Below are 17,279 nucleotides of genomic sequence, written 5' to 3'. Positions count from 1 at the left end.
AGACCAGGAGCGACACCCGCATGACCGACACGACCCACAACGCCAACAGCCACACGCGACCGACCGGAGAGACCGAGACCATGACCGACGCCAATGCCAACGCAACGACGCAAGGAACCGAAAACGTGAATATCGACGCCAACGACACCAGCAACGCCCAGGAATCCGACACAGTCCCCGAGCACATGGCCACCCAAGCCCAGCTGCGCGATGTCTACCTCGCGAAGCGCAAGGATCTACAGACTTACGTCGACCGACTGCGCCGCAATCAAAAGGGCGCGGCAGCGGCCCGCGAAGAGGCGGAGACCAGCGATACCCGCTGGCGCGAGCTGCTGCGCGAGAACGACGGGGAGGTGACCCGCGAAGTGAGGCAGCTCAAGCGCGCCGTCACCGATAACCGGGAGACCGCCGAGGAATTGGAGGCAATGGCGGCCGAGCTCGAGAAGGAGTACGAAACCCGCAACATCGATGTGATCGAGGCGCGCACCGCCTACGGTTCGGCCGCATACAAGGCCAAACGGATCGAACTGCGTAAGAAATTCGACAACGCCCTGGCGGCGGTTATCGCGACACCGGAAGGACAGGCACTGATCGATGTCATGCACCCCATGCAGGAGATGCTCGAGCGGGATACCCGTGACAGCTACCAGGGGCTGTACCAAGCCGGTGTCGTCAGCGACTCCTACCATGCCGCGATCCAGGCCGAAGCCAAGAACCGCCTGCCTGTGTTGCTGTCCTCGCGTCTACGAAAAGGTCAAGATGAAGCGATGCGCCCAGTAGTGGCCGAAGACGATCCCCTCGAAACCTTGAAGACGATTCCCCAGCTCGACTGCGAACGGGAGTACAAAGGTCCGACTAATGCGCTGCAACTCGAAATGAGGCGTCGTCGTCGCATATTGGAAGAACAGCGCACTGGCCGAGTTCAACGCTGATACGCTGACCCTGCCGCCGAGCCAGCGGCGACATCTGGAAGGCCTCCCATGCGGAGGCCTTTTTTGTGCGTGTTTGGCGGCCCGCGCCGAGAGCGACACGACCGTCGGTCAGCCGAGACCGTAACCCACTCAACCCCATCGCTCGCCAGAGAGGGAGTCACTGCAACTGGACGGCGGCCCGTCGACACCATGGCGACCGGCCCGGCCACCGAGAAAGGAGTTTTTCACAGGAACCTAGTTTTTGTGGCAACAGTGGCAACAAGGCAACGCCCAGCAATGACGGGGGCTGTAGCGTTGCCTATAGGAATAAGGGAATGGCAACAATGGCAACACATCTCCTTGTATCAGTAGACCCCGTCTGACCCTGTTGCCATTTTGAAAAGTGGTGGCAACGCGTTGCCGCTTATAACTCATTGAAAATAAAGGCTGTTACCACTGTTGCCGCGTTGCCACGATTTTTGAAAACAGTCAGGGGAATATTGGGGGATCTGAGACACACGACACCCACGGCGACGCACTGACCCCTTCACCCCCTGGCGAGCGATGGGATTGGGTCTGTCACCCGATCCAGGACAAGAGATACCGCTCAAGGGGGCACCAGAGACTGCGAGAGCGTCGTGGTGCATCGACCCGACGTAGTGGACCAAGATTGCCCGGTGCGTTGCCTACAGCGGCGCTATGACCCCGCCTCGGCAGTGCGCCCCCGCGCCGCGCGATCAGCACCCCGCCCCGCCCGCGCGCTAAATGGGTCGGAATTTGGGCACCTGCCGAAACGGCCTCGAGCCGCGCCACTGCTGGCGCGGATGAGGGGGAGAGGGCGCGGGAAAATTATGCGGATTTATGCAGTTTTACCCACTGCGAGCGGTTAGGAGGGAGTGGAAAACACTCAAGTCCGTCCATGCAACATCCGATAGACAAAAGGCGCATTCCTGAGAGAGCCAGAGTAAGCCAATGTGTTACTAAATGGTAATTATGGAGTGGCCGCAGCGTTTGCGGGACTCGGATCGCTGGGATTTGCGTCGGCACCGCCGGCACGCTGTCGACTCCCCGCCCCGCCTGCGCGCTAAATGGTTCGGTTTTGATGCAGCGTTGCAAAGGACGCAAAGCCGCGCCAGCACTGGGGGGTGGGGCAATTTCGAGACCTGAAAAACGATGCGAAATGATGCATTTTACTGCGCACTCGACGAAAGGCGGGGAGCGCTGGATAGAGAAGTGAAGCGGAATGTGGCAGATTGATACCAAAGGTAATCCTAACATGGCTTGAGACGGCTGACAGGTCCCGACCCAAAGCGGATGATCCGAGAAAGCCCGCATGTACGTTCAGGGGTGTTATGCAGTAGGCACGGTTATTGGTGTTATGTTGCCGAATTATATTTAATGCTTAGGAGTTTCAATAGGTTGGGGTGCGAATGGTGTGCTAGATAACATTGTTGAACGTGCGTGCGCGTTCAGGTAAATAAAACGATCGCGCTATCTAATACCTGTTAAAAGGTAAAGCATGGAAAGCAGAACTCGCAGAAAATACGCTTCGATGATGTGGGAGTGTCGCTATCGGGTAGAAACACTGCGAGATTTCACATCCGGGAAAACTCACTGCACTTATCTCCAGACTACGATCGAGGCGGAAGCCCTTCAGTTGCGGAAATTGCTTGAGTTAATTGCGTTCTCCTCGCTGGTGTCATACCAAGAGGCTTACCGTTCTGTGAGAAACGATATTGCGAAGGATTGGCATGCCGCTAGGATCTTGCGCAAGATCGAGAGCATCAACCCTGAGTTCTATCCAGTCCCGATAGACGGCTTCGATAGGAAAGACTGGCATAGAGTTCAAGGTGGGTACCTGACGAGAAAACAGTTTGAACGGCTATACGATAAATGCGGAGCTATGCTTCACTCGCAGAATCCGTTCTCTAAAGGGAAGAGTTCATTGGCATTCCATAAGAAAGTGCCCGAATACTTGGACAGAATTGAGACCTTACTTTCAGAGCATTTGGTGGAGCTTGCTGAATCACGAGAGCTCATTCACGTGATCGCTCCGATGGAAGAAAATGCACCAATCCAAGTTCGCCACCTAGTACGGGAATCGAACCACGTTTAACAAATGGCTGTTGTCGGACGCACCTACGCTGGCGCTCCGGTGCGCCGCAAAGCCAGAGCGTTATGTGCAAATGGAGTAGCGCAGTGCACTCAGAGCATCCGAAAATAAGGCAGTTCTTTCCGTTGGTCACTGAATCCCTGGCCAAAGGATTGACAGCATTGTCAAATGAAGACTATAGCTATGAATCGCCTGCTATTGAAGTGTATGCACAAGAAGTTTTTTCTAGGGTTTCTGAGATTGATAATGCCTTCAAAAATATGTCGATTGCTATCGAGTATTTAAAGAAAACAGATCATCCTGGCTCAGGCTACAGCTTCTCTGAGCACCACGCCTTTCATATAGAGAACTTTCTACTTAGGTTAACTGGCGTGGTAGATCGATCATATTTACTAGCTGGATCAACGATGTTGATGGAGAATAGTAAGATCGAAAAATTAGGAGGGAAGCGCACTGTCAATAAAGAGCTGCAGAGTTTTTCTCCATGCTCAGTTGAAATTCTAAAAAGGATGGAGGGCGCAATAGATCACTTGCGAACCCCGCGAAATAAGGTTGCGCATCAAGCCGGTTTCTCGAGTAAGAATTTAAGCGTATTACAGACGATAGAAAATTCAGAGTCGGATTCTATATCGGTAAGACAGATCACAGAGATAATGTCTTACGAGAAAATTAAAGATGTGGTCATTGAGGAATCTGTTGATCAGTTCGATGCTGTGATTCCGATTATGGATGGTCTAGTAGAAGAACTAATTGATAGTCTTTCATTTGTATACGACGGATTGCTGAAAATGCACATAACCAGTCAAGGCACTCGGACGCAGTAAAACCGTGCCGGTGCTTGAGGCGTTATGTTTTTTTCTGGCTGATCGTCCCCTTCTGGCCGAATATGGAATGTTAGTCCATGCTGATAAACTGCGTTCGGTTGTTCACACCAAAGCCGATATGCCGTAAAAGGTAGCAGGCATATTTATATTTTTAATGTGCTAATGTAGATATTCGGAGTAGATGATGCCAGAGGTTCATCCAGACTGGGTTTCAGCAACGGCTACAGTATTTGCTGGAATGGCCACAATTGCGGCTGCCTTTACCGCCATTCTCGCATATAGATTGCAGCGAGCTCTGGCTGAAAGCAGGCAGCAATTTTTTAAGGGAGAGAATTTGCTAAAAAACATCCAGTCATTGATTGCCAATTTTGCGGATATCCATGCGACGGCAAAACAAGACTGGTCGAAAGAGAGAACACAAAAGATTCGCACGCTCTCAGAAAGTCTTCGCTATACCGAGACGGTTATAAAATCACTGAACCCCGGTATAGGAGCGAAGGTAGAAGAATGGCGGATTTCAGCGGACGGCCAAGGGGATAGTATCCCCCGTGTTGTTGATTATATCCTGGGCGGGCTTGGCGCCATCACCGGAGACAAATACGACGACTTCCTATTCTCAAAAGCGGCTGACCTCAGAAGGATTCAGGACGAAGTATTCGAAGAGATGAGTGCATAACCAAGCAATTCAAGCGACATGCGTGTGATTGCAGTATTATATCAAATTTCGCTGAATGTCAGCTCCTGGCCGAATGCTGCTACTCAAAGGTTACTCGCCACGGCTCGGGCGTTGACGAACTTCATTAAAAGCCGCAGTCCCGTTTCTCAACGGGAAACCAGCCGGCACGCTCGTAGAATGTATAGACTCGACTGCCGATCTCAGTTTCCAGCCAAATCCCATCGAATTTGGCGAATAGATGGCGCTCGGCTCTTTCGAGGAGTAGGCGGCCCACACCTCGCCCTTCATGGTCGTTGCGAACGAACAGTCCAAATACGCACCCGGTCTCATTGCGAACCATTGAAAAACCCACGGGGACGCCATCAATCTCCGCAACCCACAGACAAGGGCCCTAGTCGAGCATGGCGGCAATGGCCTTCGGTGTGAAGCCCATCTCGGCGAGCTGCTCGAGCGGAGATGGTTCTCTGCCACGCTGGTGCGGATGGCAAAGATCTCCCCGATGTCTGTCTCTCTCGCTTCTCTCACTTGAATTGACATGGATCGATACCCTTGGCACTGATTGAACAGCCTATGTGCGAGCATTTTGGGGCACACAGTGACCTCAGGCGAGCTTGCTTGGCGGCGTGGAGCCGTAGCTACTTGCTCTTGCGATGCGCAACCATACGGCTAGCTTTTGAAGCTGGGAGGCATATCGTATGGTATATCCAAATTATCGAACCTAGGGAATGTTTTTATAAAACAGATAGTTAACTTTCATTATAGAATCCTGATGGGCGCCAAAAATCGATGCACTTGCCTGCTCCTGTGATCGACCACTTCCCCCTTGGCGAGCGACCGGGTTTGGACTTCACGGGATGCGAGCCATGGCAGTGGCGCTCAGACAGACGCGGCCAGACGTCCGATCTCGGCGATGACTTGATCTCGCTGGGCCTTGCTCGCTTCCGGCATCCAGGTATAGGCCACGGCGATCACTGCGCCTCTGTCCGCTGGCCAGGCAATGCCGATATCGTTGGCGTTGCCGACGGAGTTGGTGCCGGTCTTCTCGCCGATCAGCCATCCTGCCGGCATCCCCGCTCGCAGGCGGGCGTCGCCGGTCTTGCCTTCGATCATCCATGACGCAAGCTGGTGGCGCATCGAGGGAGACAGCGCCTCTCCCAACAGCAGCGTACGCAGCGTCTGCATCATTGCCAGGGGCGTCGTGGTATCGCGCTCGTCACCTTCGTGGTCATGCTCGTTGAGCGCCGGCTCCATGCGATCCAGGCGCGTCGTGTCGTCACCGATGCCGCGCAAGAAGGCGGTAACGCTCTCGGGACCGCCCACGCTCTCGATCAGCAGATTTGCCGCCGCATTGTCGCTCCAGGCCACGGCCGCCTGACCGAGTTCGGCAATCGTCATCCCCGGGCTGCCGATTCGCTTTTCCGTGATGGGTGTCCAGCCGCCCAGATCGGCCTGGCTTACCTCGATACGACGGTCCATTGATTCCTCGCCACGCTCCACGCGTGCCAGTACCGCAGCGGCAATGAAGCCCTTGCCCGTGCTGTTGAACAGAAAGCGCTCGTCGCCTCGATGGCTGGCCACCGCACCGGTGGCGACGTTCATGAGCGCCACGCCCAAACGGCCACCGTGACGCTGCTCCAGCGCTTCCAGCTTGCGCTGGACGTCGCCGTTCGAGGCGCTCGCCGTTTTCCCCAGCGTTGGTAGCGAAGTGAGTGCCAGCGGCAGCAGCGCCGTCGCGGTAAGCAGCTTCCGTCGATCGATCAATGGCATATGAATATCCCCGTCTCCAGATGGTGGGACGAGCAACTTAGCCTCAGATGACGCCAACATGCAAAGCGGCGCGGGGCGAGCGCCATCGACTGCCTTTTGCGGCCTCACCGACAAAAGGCAGGGGGACATGGGATAGCGAAGAGAAACGAGACAGAACCCTAACAGCCGCTTTGGCACGGCTTGATGATGTCGGATGCGGCGAGGCGTCGGTCAGCCTCATCGATAAGCGAATCGAACGTCGCCAGAACAATATTGCGTAGCCACCGGGTGGCGGGATCGCCGTCGAGTTCTGATTTCCACATCACCCGAAAAGAGACGTCGGGCAGGGGTTCAGGAGGCTCAAATACCTGGATGTCTTCATCCTGCGCTCCTCCCAATAGACACAGCGCGACAAAGTTACCCAGCATGTCGGTATTGTTCAGGACCGCACCAATGCCTGACCAACTGGCAGCGTGCAACCCAACCCGGCGTTTCAGGCCCAAGCTTTCGAACCGCTCTTCGACGGTGCCATGGGTGGCACCTGGCGCGCGCACAACGACATGGGGCCAACGCATCCAACTCTCCGTCGTCCAGCGTTTTGTAGCTGGGTGTCCACGACGAGCGAAGACATAGCGTTTCAATGGGGGGAGAGCCTTGGCCTTCAATCCTACCGGCAGAGGGAAGTTGGCGTTCCCGAATGCAATGTCTATTTCGCCACTCACGATCTGCCCCATGGTCTCCTTCGACAGGGGCTGCCACGCAAGGCCGGACTCTGGCGCGTCTCCGTGCATCCTTCTGACGATTTCCGTGGCCACGATGTCCAGGCCGGGGCCGGATATCTTGAAAGTTCGTGTGCTTGTCGCGGGATTGAATGCCGCGGGCGGCTGTACGGCGCGTTCGATCCGGGCGAGGATCGGCTGTATCTCCTGATAGAGGGCGAGAGCCCGTGGACTGGGCTGCATGGTTCCCCCCGCACGGACCAGAAGCGGATCACCAAGCTGGTCGCGCAGCCGACCCAAGGCATGGCTGACCGCCGAAGGGGTACGGCCGAGCTGTTCTGCGGCCCGATTGACACTGCCCTCGTCCATCAACACACGGAAAACCAGGAGCAGGTTCAGGTCCAGATTTCTGATCTGAATTTCATTCATGCCAAATGAAGACTATTCGCTTCTCTGCGCTGAAATTCACCGCATAATGATCTTCCATCGGTCAACATTCAACTTATAGCTGAAAGGGATTCAGATGGAGCTCTCGCTACCGCAGGCAAAGGTTTTATTGGTCGATACCGGCCCGAGACTGGTGCTTGGAAGCATCTTCCTGATCGGCGCGATGGATGGCTTCTGGTATCTATTCACCGGATCGCACCTTATCCATCCGCCAACGTCTGTAGCGGGCTTGGCTTTTGAAACCGCTCTCAAGGAGGCCGGGTTTATCTGGCCCTTGATGAAAATCATCGAACTGATCGGCGCTTCGTTACTGCTGAGCAATCGGGCGCCTGCACTCGGCTTGGCATTGCTTGCGCCTGTCATGGCGGTGATCGTGGCGTTCCATGTGGTGTTGAACCCGGACGGACTGCCACTCGCTGCCATCTTGGTGGCAACCGGCGGGATGACCCTCTGGGCCCAGCGTGACCGTTTCAGACCGCTGATGGCTTCTGGAAAACCGTAAACTTCCGGCCTCGGCAGGCCACCGCAATGCGTGGTTAGGGCTTCTCATCCGGCAGCCCAACGATACGCTATCCACCTTGGATAAATCGGGCTTCGCCTGGACGACACCCGACCTCCGCAACCACCGTCACGGCGCAGCGTGAGCCCTCATTGCCGGGGAACCGGGCAGCTCATATCGCCCTCCTCGCACTGCGAGTAGCGCTTCAACGTTTCGGTGCGCTGCCGTGTCAGGTCTTCCAGGCAGCCGGCCTTCACCATCGAGTTGGCGCTACCGCCCGAAGTGGGCCCACTCACGAAATCACATTCGGCGTCGCGAAACTCGATCCAGGCCCTCTGGGCTGTCTTCAGGCGCTCCCTGGAATCACCATCGAGCCGGCCCATGATCTCGTCATAGGTGGTATTCAGCGCCTTGTCCGCGGCTTGATAGCCCTCGCCTGCACACGCGTTCATCTCCTGCTGGGTGGTGGCGTCGTCGCAGGCGTCGTCAGCCTGTACCAGTCCGCTCAGGCCAGCCAGGAACAAGCCTGAAATCAGTAGAAAACCACGCATCCTCTGTCACCTCGCTTCCAGGTTCTGTACGAAAACTGCCTGCACTCGGCAATACGGCGTTAAAAATCGGCTCAGAAAGAGAAGGGCCAGCAGCGCTCCGCTGCCGACCCCAAAACGTCATCCTCTAGGCTGGAGTGCTCTTTTCGAGATGGAGATAAGTCGGGTCGAAGTCCCCGGCCTCCAGCAGCTCGTCCCAGTCGAGCACCTGGATCCGAGTCCGGGTGACCTTGAGGAGTCCGCTCGCGGCGAGAGCCCCGTAGACACGGCTCATATGAACCGAGCTGATACCGAAGGCATCGGCCAGATTGGCTTGAGTAACGGGGAACTTGAAGGAATCCCCCTCAGTGAGGCCCACCGCCTTGAGGCGCACCATCAGCTCACAGACCAGATGCGCCACCCTTCCAAAAGCTTCACGCTGGCCAATATTGAGCATCCAGTCTCTATATATCGCCGCGTCTATCAGGGTCTCGCGCCACAGGGCCACCCCCAGCCGGGGATGGGCTTCGCACATCTGCTGTATCTTCTCGTGGGGGATATAGCCCACGGTGCAGGCACTGATCGCTGCGAGGCCAAAATCCATCAATCCCAGGTGCAGGCTCTGGATGTCAGGGATGTCCCCCGGGACATGGATGGCCATGATCTGACGCCCGCCTTCGGACGTCAGTTTGTAGATGCAGGTAAAGCCCTCGATCACCACGCAGCACTGCTTGGGCCGGTCCCCCATGCGCACGATATCGTGACCCGATTCCAGCGACGCTACCTCCAGGGGTAACTCTCCAAGCGCTCGAACCTCTTCGTTCGACAATGGATGAATACTTTGCAGCCTTCGGATCATCAAATCGTTCGGCGAAATTGAGCGGGTCATAAGCAAGCCACCGGTTTGACTGGGTCAAGATAATCAACTCGAGCCTAGTCGATCCTGACCCATTCCGCCGTCGTTGGTACTGAATCACTTCGATGGTACTGAATCACTTCGATAGCACCGAATCACTCCGACAGTGCCGAATCACGCCGCTACGGCGCACCATGGCCGCGTCACGGATTCGCTCGCCCGCCAGCGGATTACCAGGCACGCGACCGGCACGGATCATCGTCCCTCAGATCCGCGAAGATGGCTCGCGGCGTGGAAGCGGAGACTCGATGAGTTGGAGGGGTTGGGAGGGGATGCCATCGATGGGCAGATGCAGAAACAGGTCAGCAGGCTTACCGCGCTTCAGCCGATGAAGACGGCCTCGGCGGCACCATGCCGCCGGGGCCTAGGGGTCAGCCGCACTGGCAGTCGTGGCCGCAGTCCTTGCTTCCATCGGCGTGGCCATTGGCGCAGGCCTCGCAGCAATACAACTTGCCGTCTGCCTCGACCGACCGGTCGGTGACTTTGCAATCGCACTTCGGGCATGCACAGGTCTGTTGGGACATCAGTGATCTCCTCTGTTGATCACGTCTAAATCTAGTCCCCACTGCCACTGTTATGTCATCACAACCGGCAAGCCTTACACCCACTGAGTCCATAGTGACCGTTCGACGTCGGCGGCCACGCATGATTGCACAAAAATGCAGCTTCATGCACATTGTCGCAAAATCTTGCAGGAAAGGCGATATGCTCAATGTACCCCAGACCCGGCAGCAGAAACTCCTGGCACGGCTCGCGAACGGCGATGAACTGATCGCGCAGGAGCTTGCCGTGGAGTTCGAGGTGTCGCTGGATACGATCCGCCGCGACATCATCGCCCTGGAGCAACGGGGCGAGGTGCAACGGGTGCGCGGCGGCGCGGTCTCCGCTGCGCCTCCGTCACCGCCGATGCAGTATCGAACCTCGAGCCAGAACCCTGCGGTGGCCGCAATCGTCTCCCGCGCGCTACGCGAAATCGAGGGCGCGTCGACGCTGCTGCTGGATGGCGGCACCACCCTGCTGGCGATGGCCGAGCGGCTGCAGCCGCAGCCCGGCCTGCTGGTCATGACCCCCTCGCCATGGATTGCCGTGGCCTGCCAGAAGAACGGCGTCGAGGTGTTCATGCTGGGCGGGAAATTGAGCCCCAGCGGCGGCATCAATGTCGGCGATGCCGCGCTGCTGGCCACGACGGATATCCATGTCGACATCGCCGTGCTCGGCGTCTGCGGGATCGACCCGGCATTCGGCCTCAGTGCCGATGACCTGCACGAGTCGCAGCTCAAGCTTGCGATGACACGGGTGGCGGCCAGAACGATCGCCCTGGCCTCGCGCGAGAAAATCGGTCGCCGCGCGCGCTACCGCGCCGTTGCACCGGAGCACCTGGACTGCCTCATCACCGACGCCGACACCACCGCCGTCGCGGATTTCAATCAGGATGGGATGGAGATCATTCATGCCTAGTGCACGCCGGATCTGGCTCGCCGTTGCCGCCGCTTTCATCCTCAATGGCGGGCTGTTCGGCGCCTGGGCGTCGCGAATCCCCACCGTCGTTCAGCAAAACGGGATCGACGGCGGCCAGTTGGGGCTGCTGCTACTGCTGCTCGCGCTGGGCGCCATCGTCTCCTTTCCGCTCGCCGGCCGCGCTTCGGACGCCTTCGGCGCGGCACGCACGACGCTCGCCATCGCGATCTTCTACACCCTGGCGCTGATCCTGATCGCGCTGGCCCCCGGACTGTGGCTGCTGGCGCCCGCGCTGTTCCTGTTCGGCGGCGCCCACGGCGCCATGGACGTGGCCATGAACAGTTGGGCCGGCGAGGCGGAGCGATACATCGGCAGGCGAGTGATGTCGTCGCTGCATGCGATGTGGAGCCTGGGTGCCGGCCTCGGTGCCGCCGCCGGCTACCTGGCGGTCAAGCTGGAACTGGGGCTGGCGGTGCACTTCACCGTCTTCGCCTTGTCGCTCTACGCCATCACGAGCTGGGTTGCCCACATTCGCTGGCAGTCCGAAACCCGCCCCCGCGCCTCCGGCGGCAGCCTGTTCCCGCTGCCCAGGGGCGGCCTGCTATGGGTGGGCATCATTGCCATGTGCGCCTCGATCGGCGAAGGCGCCATGGCGGACTGGAGCGCGCTCTTCCTGGTGGCGGTGACGTCGGCCAGCGAAGCGCAGGCGGCGCTCGGCTACACCGTGTTCTCGGTGGCCATGGTGATCATGCGGCTCATGGGGGATCGCCTGATATCGGCCTTCGGCCCGAGGAAAGCAGCGCGCTTTGCCGGATCCTCGGCATTGGCCGGCGTGCTGCTGGCGGTGCTGTTTGCCAATCTCTACACCGCCCTGGCGGGCTTCGTGCTGCTCGGCGTGGGCTACGCCCTGATCATGCCGCTGGCGATCACTCGCGCCGCCAACGATCCGGAGACGTCGCCAGGCGTGGCGATCGCCAGCGTCTCGACACTGGGCTACGGCGCGATGCTGGTGGGCCCACCGGCGATCGGCTTTACCGCCCACTTCATCACCCTGCACTATGCTTTCTGCCTGTTGGGCATCCTGGCGTGCTTCATCGTCATCTGCGCGCCAGCGCTAGAGCGGCGGTGATCCGGCCGCTCGCCGCTCGCGATTCCACGACACCCGTTCCCGGCCGAGGAGACAGCCATGTTCAATGCCATTGTGGTCAGCCAGCACGAAGACCGGTCATCCGAGGCGACGCTGTCTCGGCTGGCGCCCGATGCCCTTCCGCCGGGTGACGTTGTCGTCCGCGTGGCGTGGAGCACGCTCAACTACAAGGACGCCCTGGCGATCACCGGCAAGGGGCCGGTGATCCGCCGGTTCCCGATGGTGCCCGGCATCGACCTGGCCGGCACGGTGGAGCAGAGCGATGACCCGGCCTGGCAACCGGGCGACCGGGTGCTGATCAACGGCTGGGGAATCGGCGAATCGCACTGGGGCGGGCTGGCGCAGATGGCCCGGGTGCGCTCGGAATGGTTGACCGCCCTTCCCCGCGGCCTCGACCTACGGCAAACCATGGCGATCGGCACGGCGGGCTACACGGCGATGCTGAGCCTGATGGCGCTGGAGCGACACGGGCTCGAGCCGGGCCGCGGCGACGTTCTCGTCACCGGTGCCAACGGCGGCGTCGGCAGTGTCGCCATCATGCTGCTGGCAAGCCGGGGCTATCGTGTCGTCGCCTCGACCGGGCGCCCGGAAGAACGGCAACACCTGGAGTCTCTCGGCGCCTCGGAGATCCTGCCACGGGAGCCGCTGTCGAAACCGGGGCGCCCGTTGGACGAGACGCGCTGGGCGGCGGTCATCGACTCGGTCGGCAGCCACACCCTCGCCAACGCCTGCGCGCAGACCCAGTCCGATGGGCTGGTGGCGGCCTGCGGGCTGGCCCAGGGGATGGATTTCCCGGCCACCGTCGCGCCGTTCATCCTGAGAGGCGTGTCGCTGCTCGGCATCAACAGCGTGTTCAGGCCCCATGCGGAAAGGACGGAGGCCTGGTCCCGCCTGGCCGCGGAACTCGACCTCGAGAGGCTGGAGCGGACGACGACCGATATCGGCCTGTCGCAGGCCATCGATGCGGCGAGCGGGCTCCTGGCCGGCAGCGTCCGCGGTCGCCTCGTCGTGGATGTCAATCGATGAACGATCCGGCTCGCCCTGCCCGGGGGCGAGCCATTCAGGCCGGATGGCCCAGCAGCACGCGCAGCGCCTGGCGATTCTCGACCAGGTCGGCCAGCACATAGCCGTCGAGCACGGCGAGAAAGGCCTGCTGGGCCTTGGCTAGCACGCCCTTCAGGCGGCAGCCCGGTTCGATCGGACAGGTCGATTCCGGCCCGAAACACTCCAGCAGCTCCAGGTTTTCGGTTTGCCTCACCAGCGCGCCGATGCCGATCTCCTCGGCCGGCCGCTGAAGCCGCAGGCCGCCGCCCCGCCCGCGCAGGCTGGCCACGTACCCCAGTTGCACCAGTGTCTGGGCGACCTTGGCCAGATGATGCGTGGAGATGCCGTAGTGTGTCGCAGCGGCCTGTACCGTGGCCGGCATCTGGTCGTCCCTCACCGCCAGGTAGATCAGCAGTCTCAGGGCGTAATCGGTGTGCGTCGTCAGTTTCATCAGCGCTTGACAGCCATAATTTGGTAAATGATACTCCCATTTAAATAGGCATTTAAAATACCGATTAAAATCCTGCCAGAGGAGTCGAGATGCCAACCACCGCCCAGATCGATATCGTCAAGAGCACCATCCCGGTGCTGAGACAGCATGGCGAGACACTGACCCGCCACTTCTACGCCCGCCTGTTCGAGCACCACCCCGAGGTCCGGCACTACTTCAATCCCGCGCATCAGCGCTCTGGCGGTCAACAGCGGGCCCTGGCCGGCGCCATTCTCGCCTACGCCCAGCATATCGACGATCCGGCGGCGCTCGCCGATGCCATCGAGGTGATCGCCCAGAAGCACGCCTCGTTGACGATCCAGCCGGAACACTATCCGATCGTCGGCGAGCACTTGCTGGCGTCGATCCGGGAAGTGCTGGGCGACGCCGCCACCGACGAGGTGCTCGATGCCTGGGCTGCGGCCTACGGCGAACTGGCCAGGGTGTTCATCGAGCGCGAACGGACGATCTACGCCGAACAGCGCGAACATCAGGGTTGGGCGGGATTCAAGCCGTTCACGATCGTGCGGCGCGAGCGCGAGAGCGACAACATCGTCTCCCTCTATTTGGTGCCGGCGGACGGCAGCGAGCCGCCCGCGCACCTGCCAGGGCAGTATGTCTCGATTCGCGTGCAGGATGCCGATGGCCACACCGCCATGCGCAACTACAGTCTCTCCAACGCGCCGGGCGCCGCGGCTTATCGAATCAGCGTCAAACGTGAGGTCGGGGATGGCGAGGCTCCCGGGGGCGATGTCTCGAACCGCATTCACGACGACCTGGCCCAGGGCGACCGGATCGAGCTCTCACCGCCGTGCGGTGCGTTCACGCTCGAGCTGCCGGAATCGGCGGACAAGCCGCTGGTCTTCATCGCCGGCGGCATCGGTGCCACACCGCTGGTCTCCATGGCCCACGCGGCACTGCACGCCTCCCCGTCGCAGCCGGTTATCTTCATCCAGGCCGTACGCCACGGCGGGCTGCGACCGTTCACCCGCGAACTGGAGACGCTGGCCAGCCGTCATCCGAACTTCAGCCTGCACGTGTGCTTGAGCGAGCCAGGCGAAGCGGACGGCGCCGGCGACTCCGGGATCAAGCGCGGCGAGCTGGAACCGGCAGACCTCGAACGCTGGATTGGCGGGTGGGGAGCGACCTACTATTTCTGCGGGCCGCTACCGATGATGAGCCGGGTCGATCGGATGCTGGAAACCCGTGGCGTGGCGGCCGGCGATCGCCGCTACGAATGTTTCGGCCCAGCACAGCCGCTGGCGGCCTAACCGGATGACGATGGAACGCCCGGGCCGCAACACCACTTGAATAGCGCCATGACCGGGGAAACAACGCCATGACTGGGGAGATAGCGACATGACTTGCGAATTCATCAACGACCTTGGGTTGAAAGCGCCGATCTTCCAGGCGCCCATGGCGGGCGTCGCGACACCGGCCATGGCGGCCGCGGTCTCCAACGCCGGCGGGCTTGGCGCCCTGGGGGTTGGCGCGTCGACGCCGGAGGGCGCAGGCAAGGCCATTCGGGAAACCCGCGCCCTGACGACTCGGCCGTTCAACGTCAACGTCTTCTGTCACGCGCCGGCGCTGCGTGACAACGACCGCGAACGCCGCTGGATCGAGCGCGCCCGCCCGCTGTTCGAGTCGTTCGGCGCGACCCCACCGGCGCAGTTGAGGGAGATCTATTCGTCCTTCCCGGCCAGCGACGCCATGCTCGAAGTCCTGCTCGAGACCCGCCCTGCCGTCGTCAGCTTCCATTTCGGCCTTCCCCGGCCCGAGCAGATCGAGGCGCTGCGCCAGGCGGGATGCCGGTTGATGGCGACCGCAACCTGCCTTGCCGAGGCCCGGCAGATCGCGGAGTGCGGGCTCGATGCGATCGTCGCCCAGGGGTGGGGCGCGGGAGGCCATCGCGGCGTGTTCGACCCCGATGCCACTGACGAAGGACAATCGACACAAGCACTGACCCGCCAGCTCGTCCAGGAGATATCTCTGCCGATCATCGCGGCGGGCGGCCTGATGGATGGTGCCGATATCCAGCACGCCCTGGACTGGGGGGCGGCAGCCGCGCAATTGGGAACGGCTTTCATCCGTTGCCCGGAGAGCGCGGCCGACGAAGCCTATCGGGCTCGCCTGGTGTCCGGCGAGGGCACCGTGATGACGCGTGCGGTTTCCGGTCGACCTGCGCGCTGCCTGGTCAATCGGTTTACCGCTTGGGCCGAAGATGCCGACCGCGATGAGATCCCGGCCTATCCAAATACCTACGATCTCGGCAAGGCACTGAATGCCGCGGCCAAGGAAAGGGGCGAAACGGGCTTCGGGGCGCAATGGGCCGGTATCGGCAAAGCGCGGGGCGACAGCCTCCCGGCGGGAGAACTGATTCTAAAGCAGGAAGAAGAGCGACGAGCGGCGGCTTCGGCCGGCGGTCATCGGTTCGGGGGGAAGGCAGGCAAGACCGGTGGGTAATCCAGTTCAGGCAATCAGCACAGCGGATAAGAGACCCTGTCGTGACAGGCCTCAGATACGCTGCTGTTCCTTGCCAATCAGCTCCACGGCATCCTGCCGTGCGTCCCTGTGAGAACCGCTTCCTGCGGCTTCCTTCCGTTGATTCGGTACCTCCCTGGTACCGCCCCACGGTAGACCCGTTATTCGCGAAATAAGTTGATACAGATCATCTAACGCAAAATAAATTCGATGCACGGGGATCCGGCTGTCGCCAGCCGGCCGCATCCACACCAAGCCTCCCGAGGCTTCCTTGCCTAGCGTCCCTGGCGGCATGTTTGGGTATGTGGACCCCGCACCATCCCTGATGCAATGCTCAATGTGGTGCAGAAAGCCCGATTACGCCAACGTGAATCTCCACCGGCCAGCGCGCTCGGCGCTGACCGCCCCCGACACCTGGCCCGGTAATCATGCGCTCGACAGGGATCGCCTGCCCCAGCCCGCGGGAAAAGAACGCAGGCGTCTCGAGGCGAGAGAGCGCTATTCGTCCAGGTCGCGGATCCATTGACGCACCCGATGACGCCTCGGACGCGAAGCGTATCGGCGAGTCACGAGACGCGTCGGCACGAGCGCCTCGCCCGATTCACCCATGGTCAGCTCGAAGGTTCTGGCGGCCCCCACGGGCGAGTCCTCACTGCCGTAGACGGCGATGACCCGCAGCTCTATCGACTGGAGCGTGCGCCCATCGACCGACTGAAAGTCGTCGGAGGGGAGTCCGTGAAAACGAAGAATACGGCCGATGATGTCTTGGAAAGTGCCGATATGATTGTAGCTGCCGGAGAGCATCGGCCCCTGCCGAGTGGTCTCGATCAAGCGACTGGCCTCGTCTCGCTCGTCCGGCGACGCCTCGAAGTCGATCATATCCTTGGAGAGCGTCCCCTGGTCGGTGTGGAGTATCGCGACGATGTGTTCGATGAAGATCGGCTCGGGGCTCATGTTGCTGATGACGCAGCGGGCCTGCAGCGTGCGGCCGAAGCCACGATTGATGATGATCTTGGGTTGACGTTGGCGTCTGAAATTCAGGTAAAGCAGTTGCGCGTAGAACAGCCAGACGAAGAGCGTACACACGCTGGTCAAGGCCGTGATGGCCGGGCTGTTCTGGGAAATCCAATCCATCATATCGGTGCTCGCAACCTCTTCCCCCAAGGCATCGCCGTTCGCCACGCGTGACACGGCCAGGTATCAACGAATTGCCGTCAGGGAGCAACCCGCAGCTATCACGTTGGACCATGGCACCGACGTTCGCAATGATCCCGGCAACGC

General features: G+C 60.3%; 17 protein-coding genes. 9 read left to right on the top strand and 8 right to left on the bottom strand.

Annotation, left to right across the window (positions count from 1 at the left end):
* Nucleotides 1-20: 20 nt before the first annotated feature.
* The 3 genes from Q0602_RS16850 (at nucleotide 21) to Q0602_RS16840 (ending at nucleotide 4,524) form a co-directional block, all read left to right on the top strand.
* Nucleotides 21-932 carry a hypothetical protein gene (locus Q0602_RS16850; protein ID WP_298845735.1) on the top strand — a complete coding sequence of 304 codons (912 nt, stop codon included), beginning with the start codon at nucleotides 21-23 and terminating at the stop codon, nucleotides 930-932.
* Between the two features lie 2,178 nt (nucleotides 933-3,110).
* A complete protein-coding gene (locus tag Q0602_RS16845; protein ID WP_298845733.1) occupies nucleotides 3,111-3,848 on the top strand; it encodes a hypothetical protein in 738 nt (245 codons plus the stop codon).
* A gap of 184 nt (nucleotides 3,849-4,032) precedes the next feature.
* The gene (locus Q0602_RS16840; protein WP_298845731.1) at nucleotides 4,033-4,524 is read left to right on the top strand and encodes a hypothetical protein; all 492 of its coding nucleotides are present in this window, start codon (nucleotides 4,033-4,035) and stop codon (nucleotides 4,522-4,524) included.
* A gap of 124 nt (nucleotides 4,525-4,648) precedes the next feature.
* Here Q0602_RS16840 and Q0602_RS25375 read toward each other — a convergent pair whose 3' ends face one another.
* The 3 genes from Q0602_RS25375 to Q0602_RS16830 all read right to left on the bottom strand — a co-directional run bounded on the left by Q0602_RS25375 (nucleotide 4,649) and on the right by Q0602_RS16830 (nucleotide 7,418).
* Nucleotides 4,649-4,906, bottom strand: a complete 258-nt coding sequence (locus Q0602_RS25375; RefSeq protein WP_367276985.1) for a GNAT family N-acetyltransferase — start codon at nucleotides 4,904-4,906, stop codon at nucleotides 4,649-4,651.
* A gap of 494 nt (nucleotides 4,907-5,400) precedes the next feature.
* Complete coding sequence (gene bla, locus Q0602_RS16835) at nucleotides 5,401-6,291, bottom strand: class A beta-lactamase (RefSeq protein WP_298845728.1); 891 nt, start codon at nucleotides 6,289-6,291, stop codon at nucleotides 5,401-5,403.
* A 158-nt stretch (nucleotides 6,292-6,449) separates the two neighbouring features.
* Nucleotides 6,450-7,418, bottom strand: coding sequence for a LysR family transcriptional regulator (locus Q0602_RS16830; protein WP_298845726.1), 969 nt, complete (start codon nucleotides 7,416-7,418; stop codon nucleotides 6,450-6,452).
* Between the two features lie 94 nt (nucleotides 7,419-7,512).
* Here Q0602_RS16830 and Q0602_RS16825 point away from each other — a divergent pair, with 94 nt between their 5' ends.
* Complete coding sequence (locus Q0602_RS16825) at nucleotides 7,513-7,938, top strand: hypothetical protein (RefSeq protein WP_298845724.1); 426 nt, start codon at nucleotides 7,513-7,515, stop codon at nucleotides 7,936-7,938.
* A gap of 146 nt (nucleotides 7,939-8,084) precedes the next feature.
* On the opposite strand, the gene Q0602_RS16820 is transcribed toward Q0602_RS16825, so the two are convergent.
* The 3 genes from Q0602_RS16820 to Q0602_RS16810 form a co-directional block, all read right to left on the bottom strand.
* Complete coding sequence (locus Q0602_RS16820) at nucleotides 8,085-8,486, bottom strand: lysozyme inhibitor LprI family protein (protein WP_298845722.1); 402 nt, start codon at nucleotides 8,484-8,486, stop codon at nucleotides 8,085-8,087.
* Nucleotides 8,487-8,610: 124 nt separating this feature from the next.
* The gene (locus Q0602_RS16815) at nucleotides 8,611-9,351 is read right to left on the bottom strand and encodes a Crp/Fnr family transcriptional regulator (RefSeq protein ID WP_298845720.1); all 741 of its coding nucleotides are present in this window, start codon (nucleotides 9,349-9,351) and stop codon (nucleotides 8,611-8,613) included.
* A gap of 398 nt (nucleotides 9,352-9,749) precedes the next feature.
* On the bottom strand, nucleotides 9,750-9,902 hold the full coding sequence (locus tag Q0602_RS16810; protein WP_149437705.1) for a metallothionein: 153 nt from the start codon (nucleotides 9,900-9,902) through the stop codon (nucleotides 9,750-9,752).
* 181 nt (nucleotides 9,903-10,083) lie between these two features.
* Between Q0602_RS16810 and Q0602_RS16805 the strand changes: the two genes are divergently transcribed.
* From Q0602_RS16805 to Q0602_RS16795, 3 genes are read left to right on the top strand one after another with little or no spacing between them, the layout of a single operon-like run.
* On the top strand, nucleotides 10,084-10,836 hold the full coding sequence (locus Q0602_RS16805; protein WP_295036713.1) for a DeoR/GlpR family DNA-binding transcription regulator: 753 nt from the start codon (nucleotides 10,084-10,086) through the stop codon (nucleotides 10,834-10,836).
* Nucleotides 10,829-11,965, top strand: a complete 1,137-nt coding sequence (locus Q0602_RS16800; protein ID WP_298845717.1) for an MFS transporter — start codon at nucleotides 10,829-10,831, stop codon at nucleotides 11,963-11,965. Before Q0602_RS16805 ends, Q0602_RS16800 begins: the two co-directional genes overlap by 8 nt.
* A gap of 57 nt (nucleotides 11,966-12,022) precedes the next feature.
* A complete protein-coding gene (locus Q0602_RS16795; protein WP_298845715.1) occupies nucleotides 12,023-13,009 on the top strand; it encodes an MDR family oxidoreductase in 987 nt (328 codons plus the stop codon).
* Nucleotides 13,010-13,043: 34 nt separating this feature from the next.
* Here the strand turns inward: Q0602_RS16795 and Q0602_RS16790 are convergent, their stop codons facing one another.
* Nucleotides 13,044-13,478 (bottom strand): Rrf2 family transcriptional regulator, encoded by a 435-nt coding sequence (locus Q0602_RS16790; RefSeq protein ID WP_295039719.1) that lies wholly within the window; start codon nucleotides 13,476-13,478, stop codon nucleotides 13,044-13,046.
* Nucleotides 13,479-13,567: 89 nt separating this feature from the next.
* On the opposite strand from Q0602_RS16790, the gene hmpA reads away from it, so the two are divergent.
* On the top strand, nucleotides 13,568-14,788 hold the full coding sequence (hmpA, locus tag Q0602_RS16785; RefSeq protein ID WP_298845712.1) for an NO-inducible flavohemoprotein: 1,221 nt from the start codon (nucleotides 13,568-13,570) through the stop codon (nucleotides 14,786-14,788).
* 88 nt (nucleotides 14,789-14,876) lie between these two features.
* On the top strand, nucleotides 14,877-15,980 hold the full coding sequence (locus Q0602_RS16780) for a nitronate monooxygenase family protein (RefSeq protein WP_298845710.1): 1,104 nt from the start codon (nucleotides 14,877-14,879) through the stop codon (nucleotides 15,978-15,980).
* Nucleotides 15,981-16,496: 516 nt separating this feature from the next.
* Here the strand turns inward: Q0602_RS16780 and Q0602_RS16775 are convergent.
* Nucleotides 16,497-17,135, bottom strand: coding sequence for a hypothetical protein (locus Q0602_RS16775; RefSeq protein WP_298845708.1), 639 nt, complete (start codon nucleotides 17,133-17,135; stop codon nucleotides 16,497-16,499).
* Nucleotides 17,136-17,279 lie beyond the last annotated feature (144 nt).

Source organism: uncultured Salinicola sp. (genome assembly GCF_937921195.1).
Classification (GTDB): Bacteria; Pseudomonadota; Gammaproteobacteria; order Pseudomonadales; family Halomonadaceae; genus Salinicola.
Note: the sequence above shows the minus strand (reverse complement) of the source record. Positions and strands in the feature narration are given on the sequence as shown.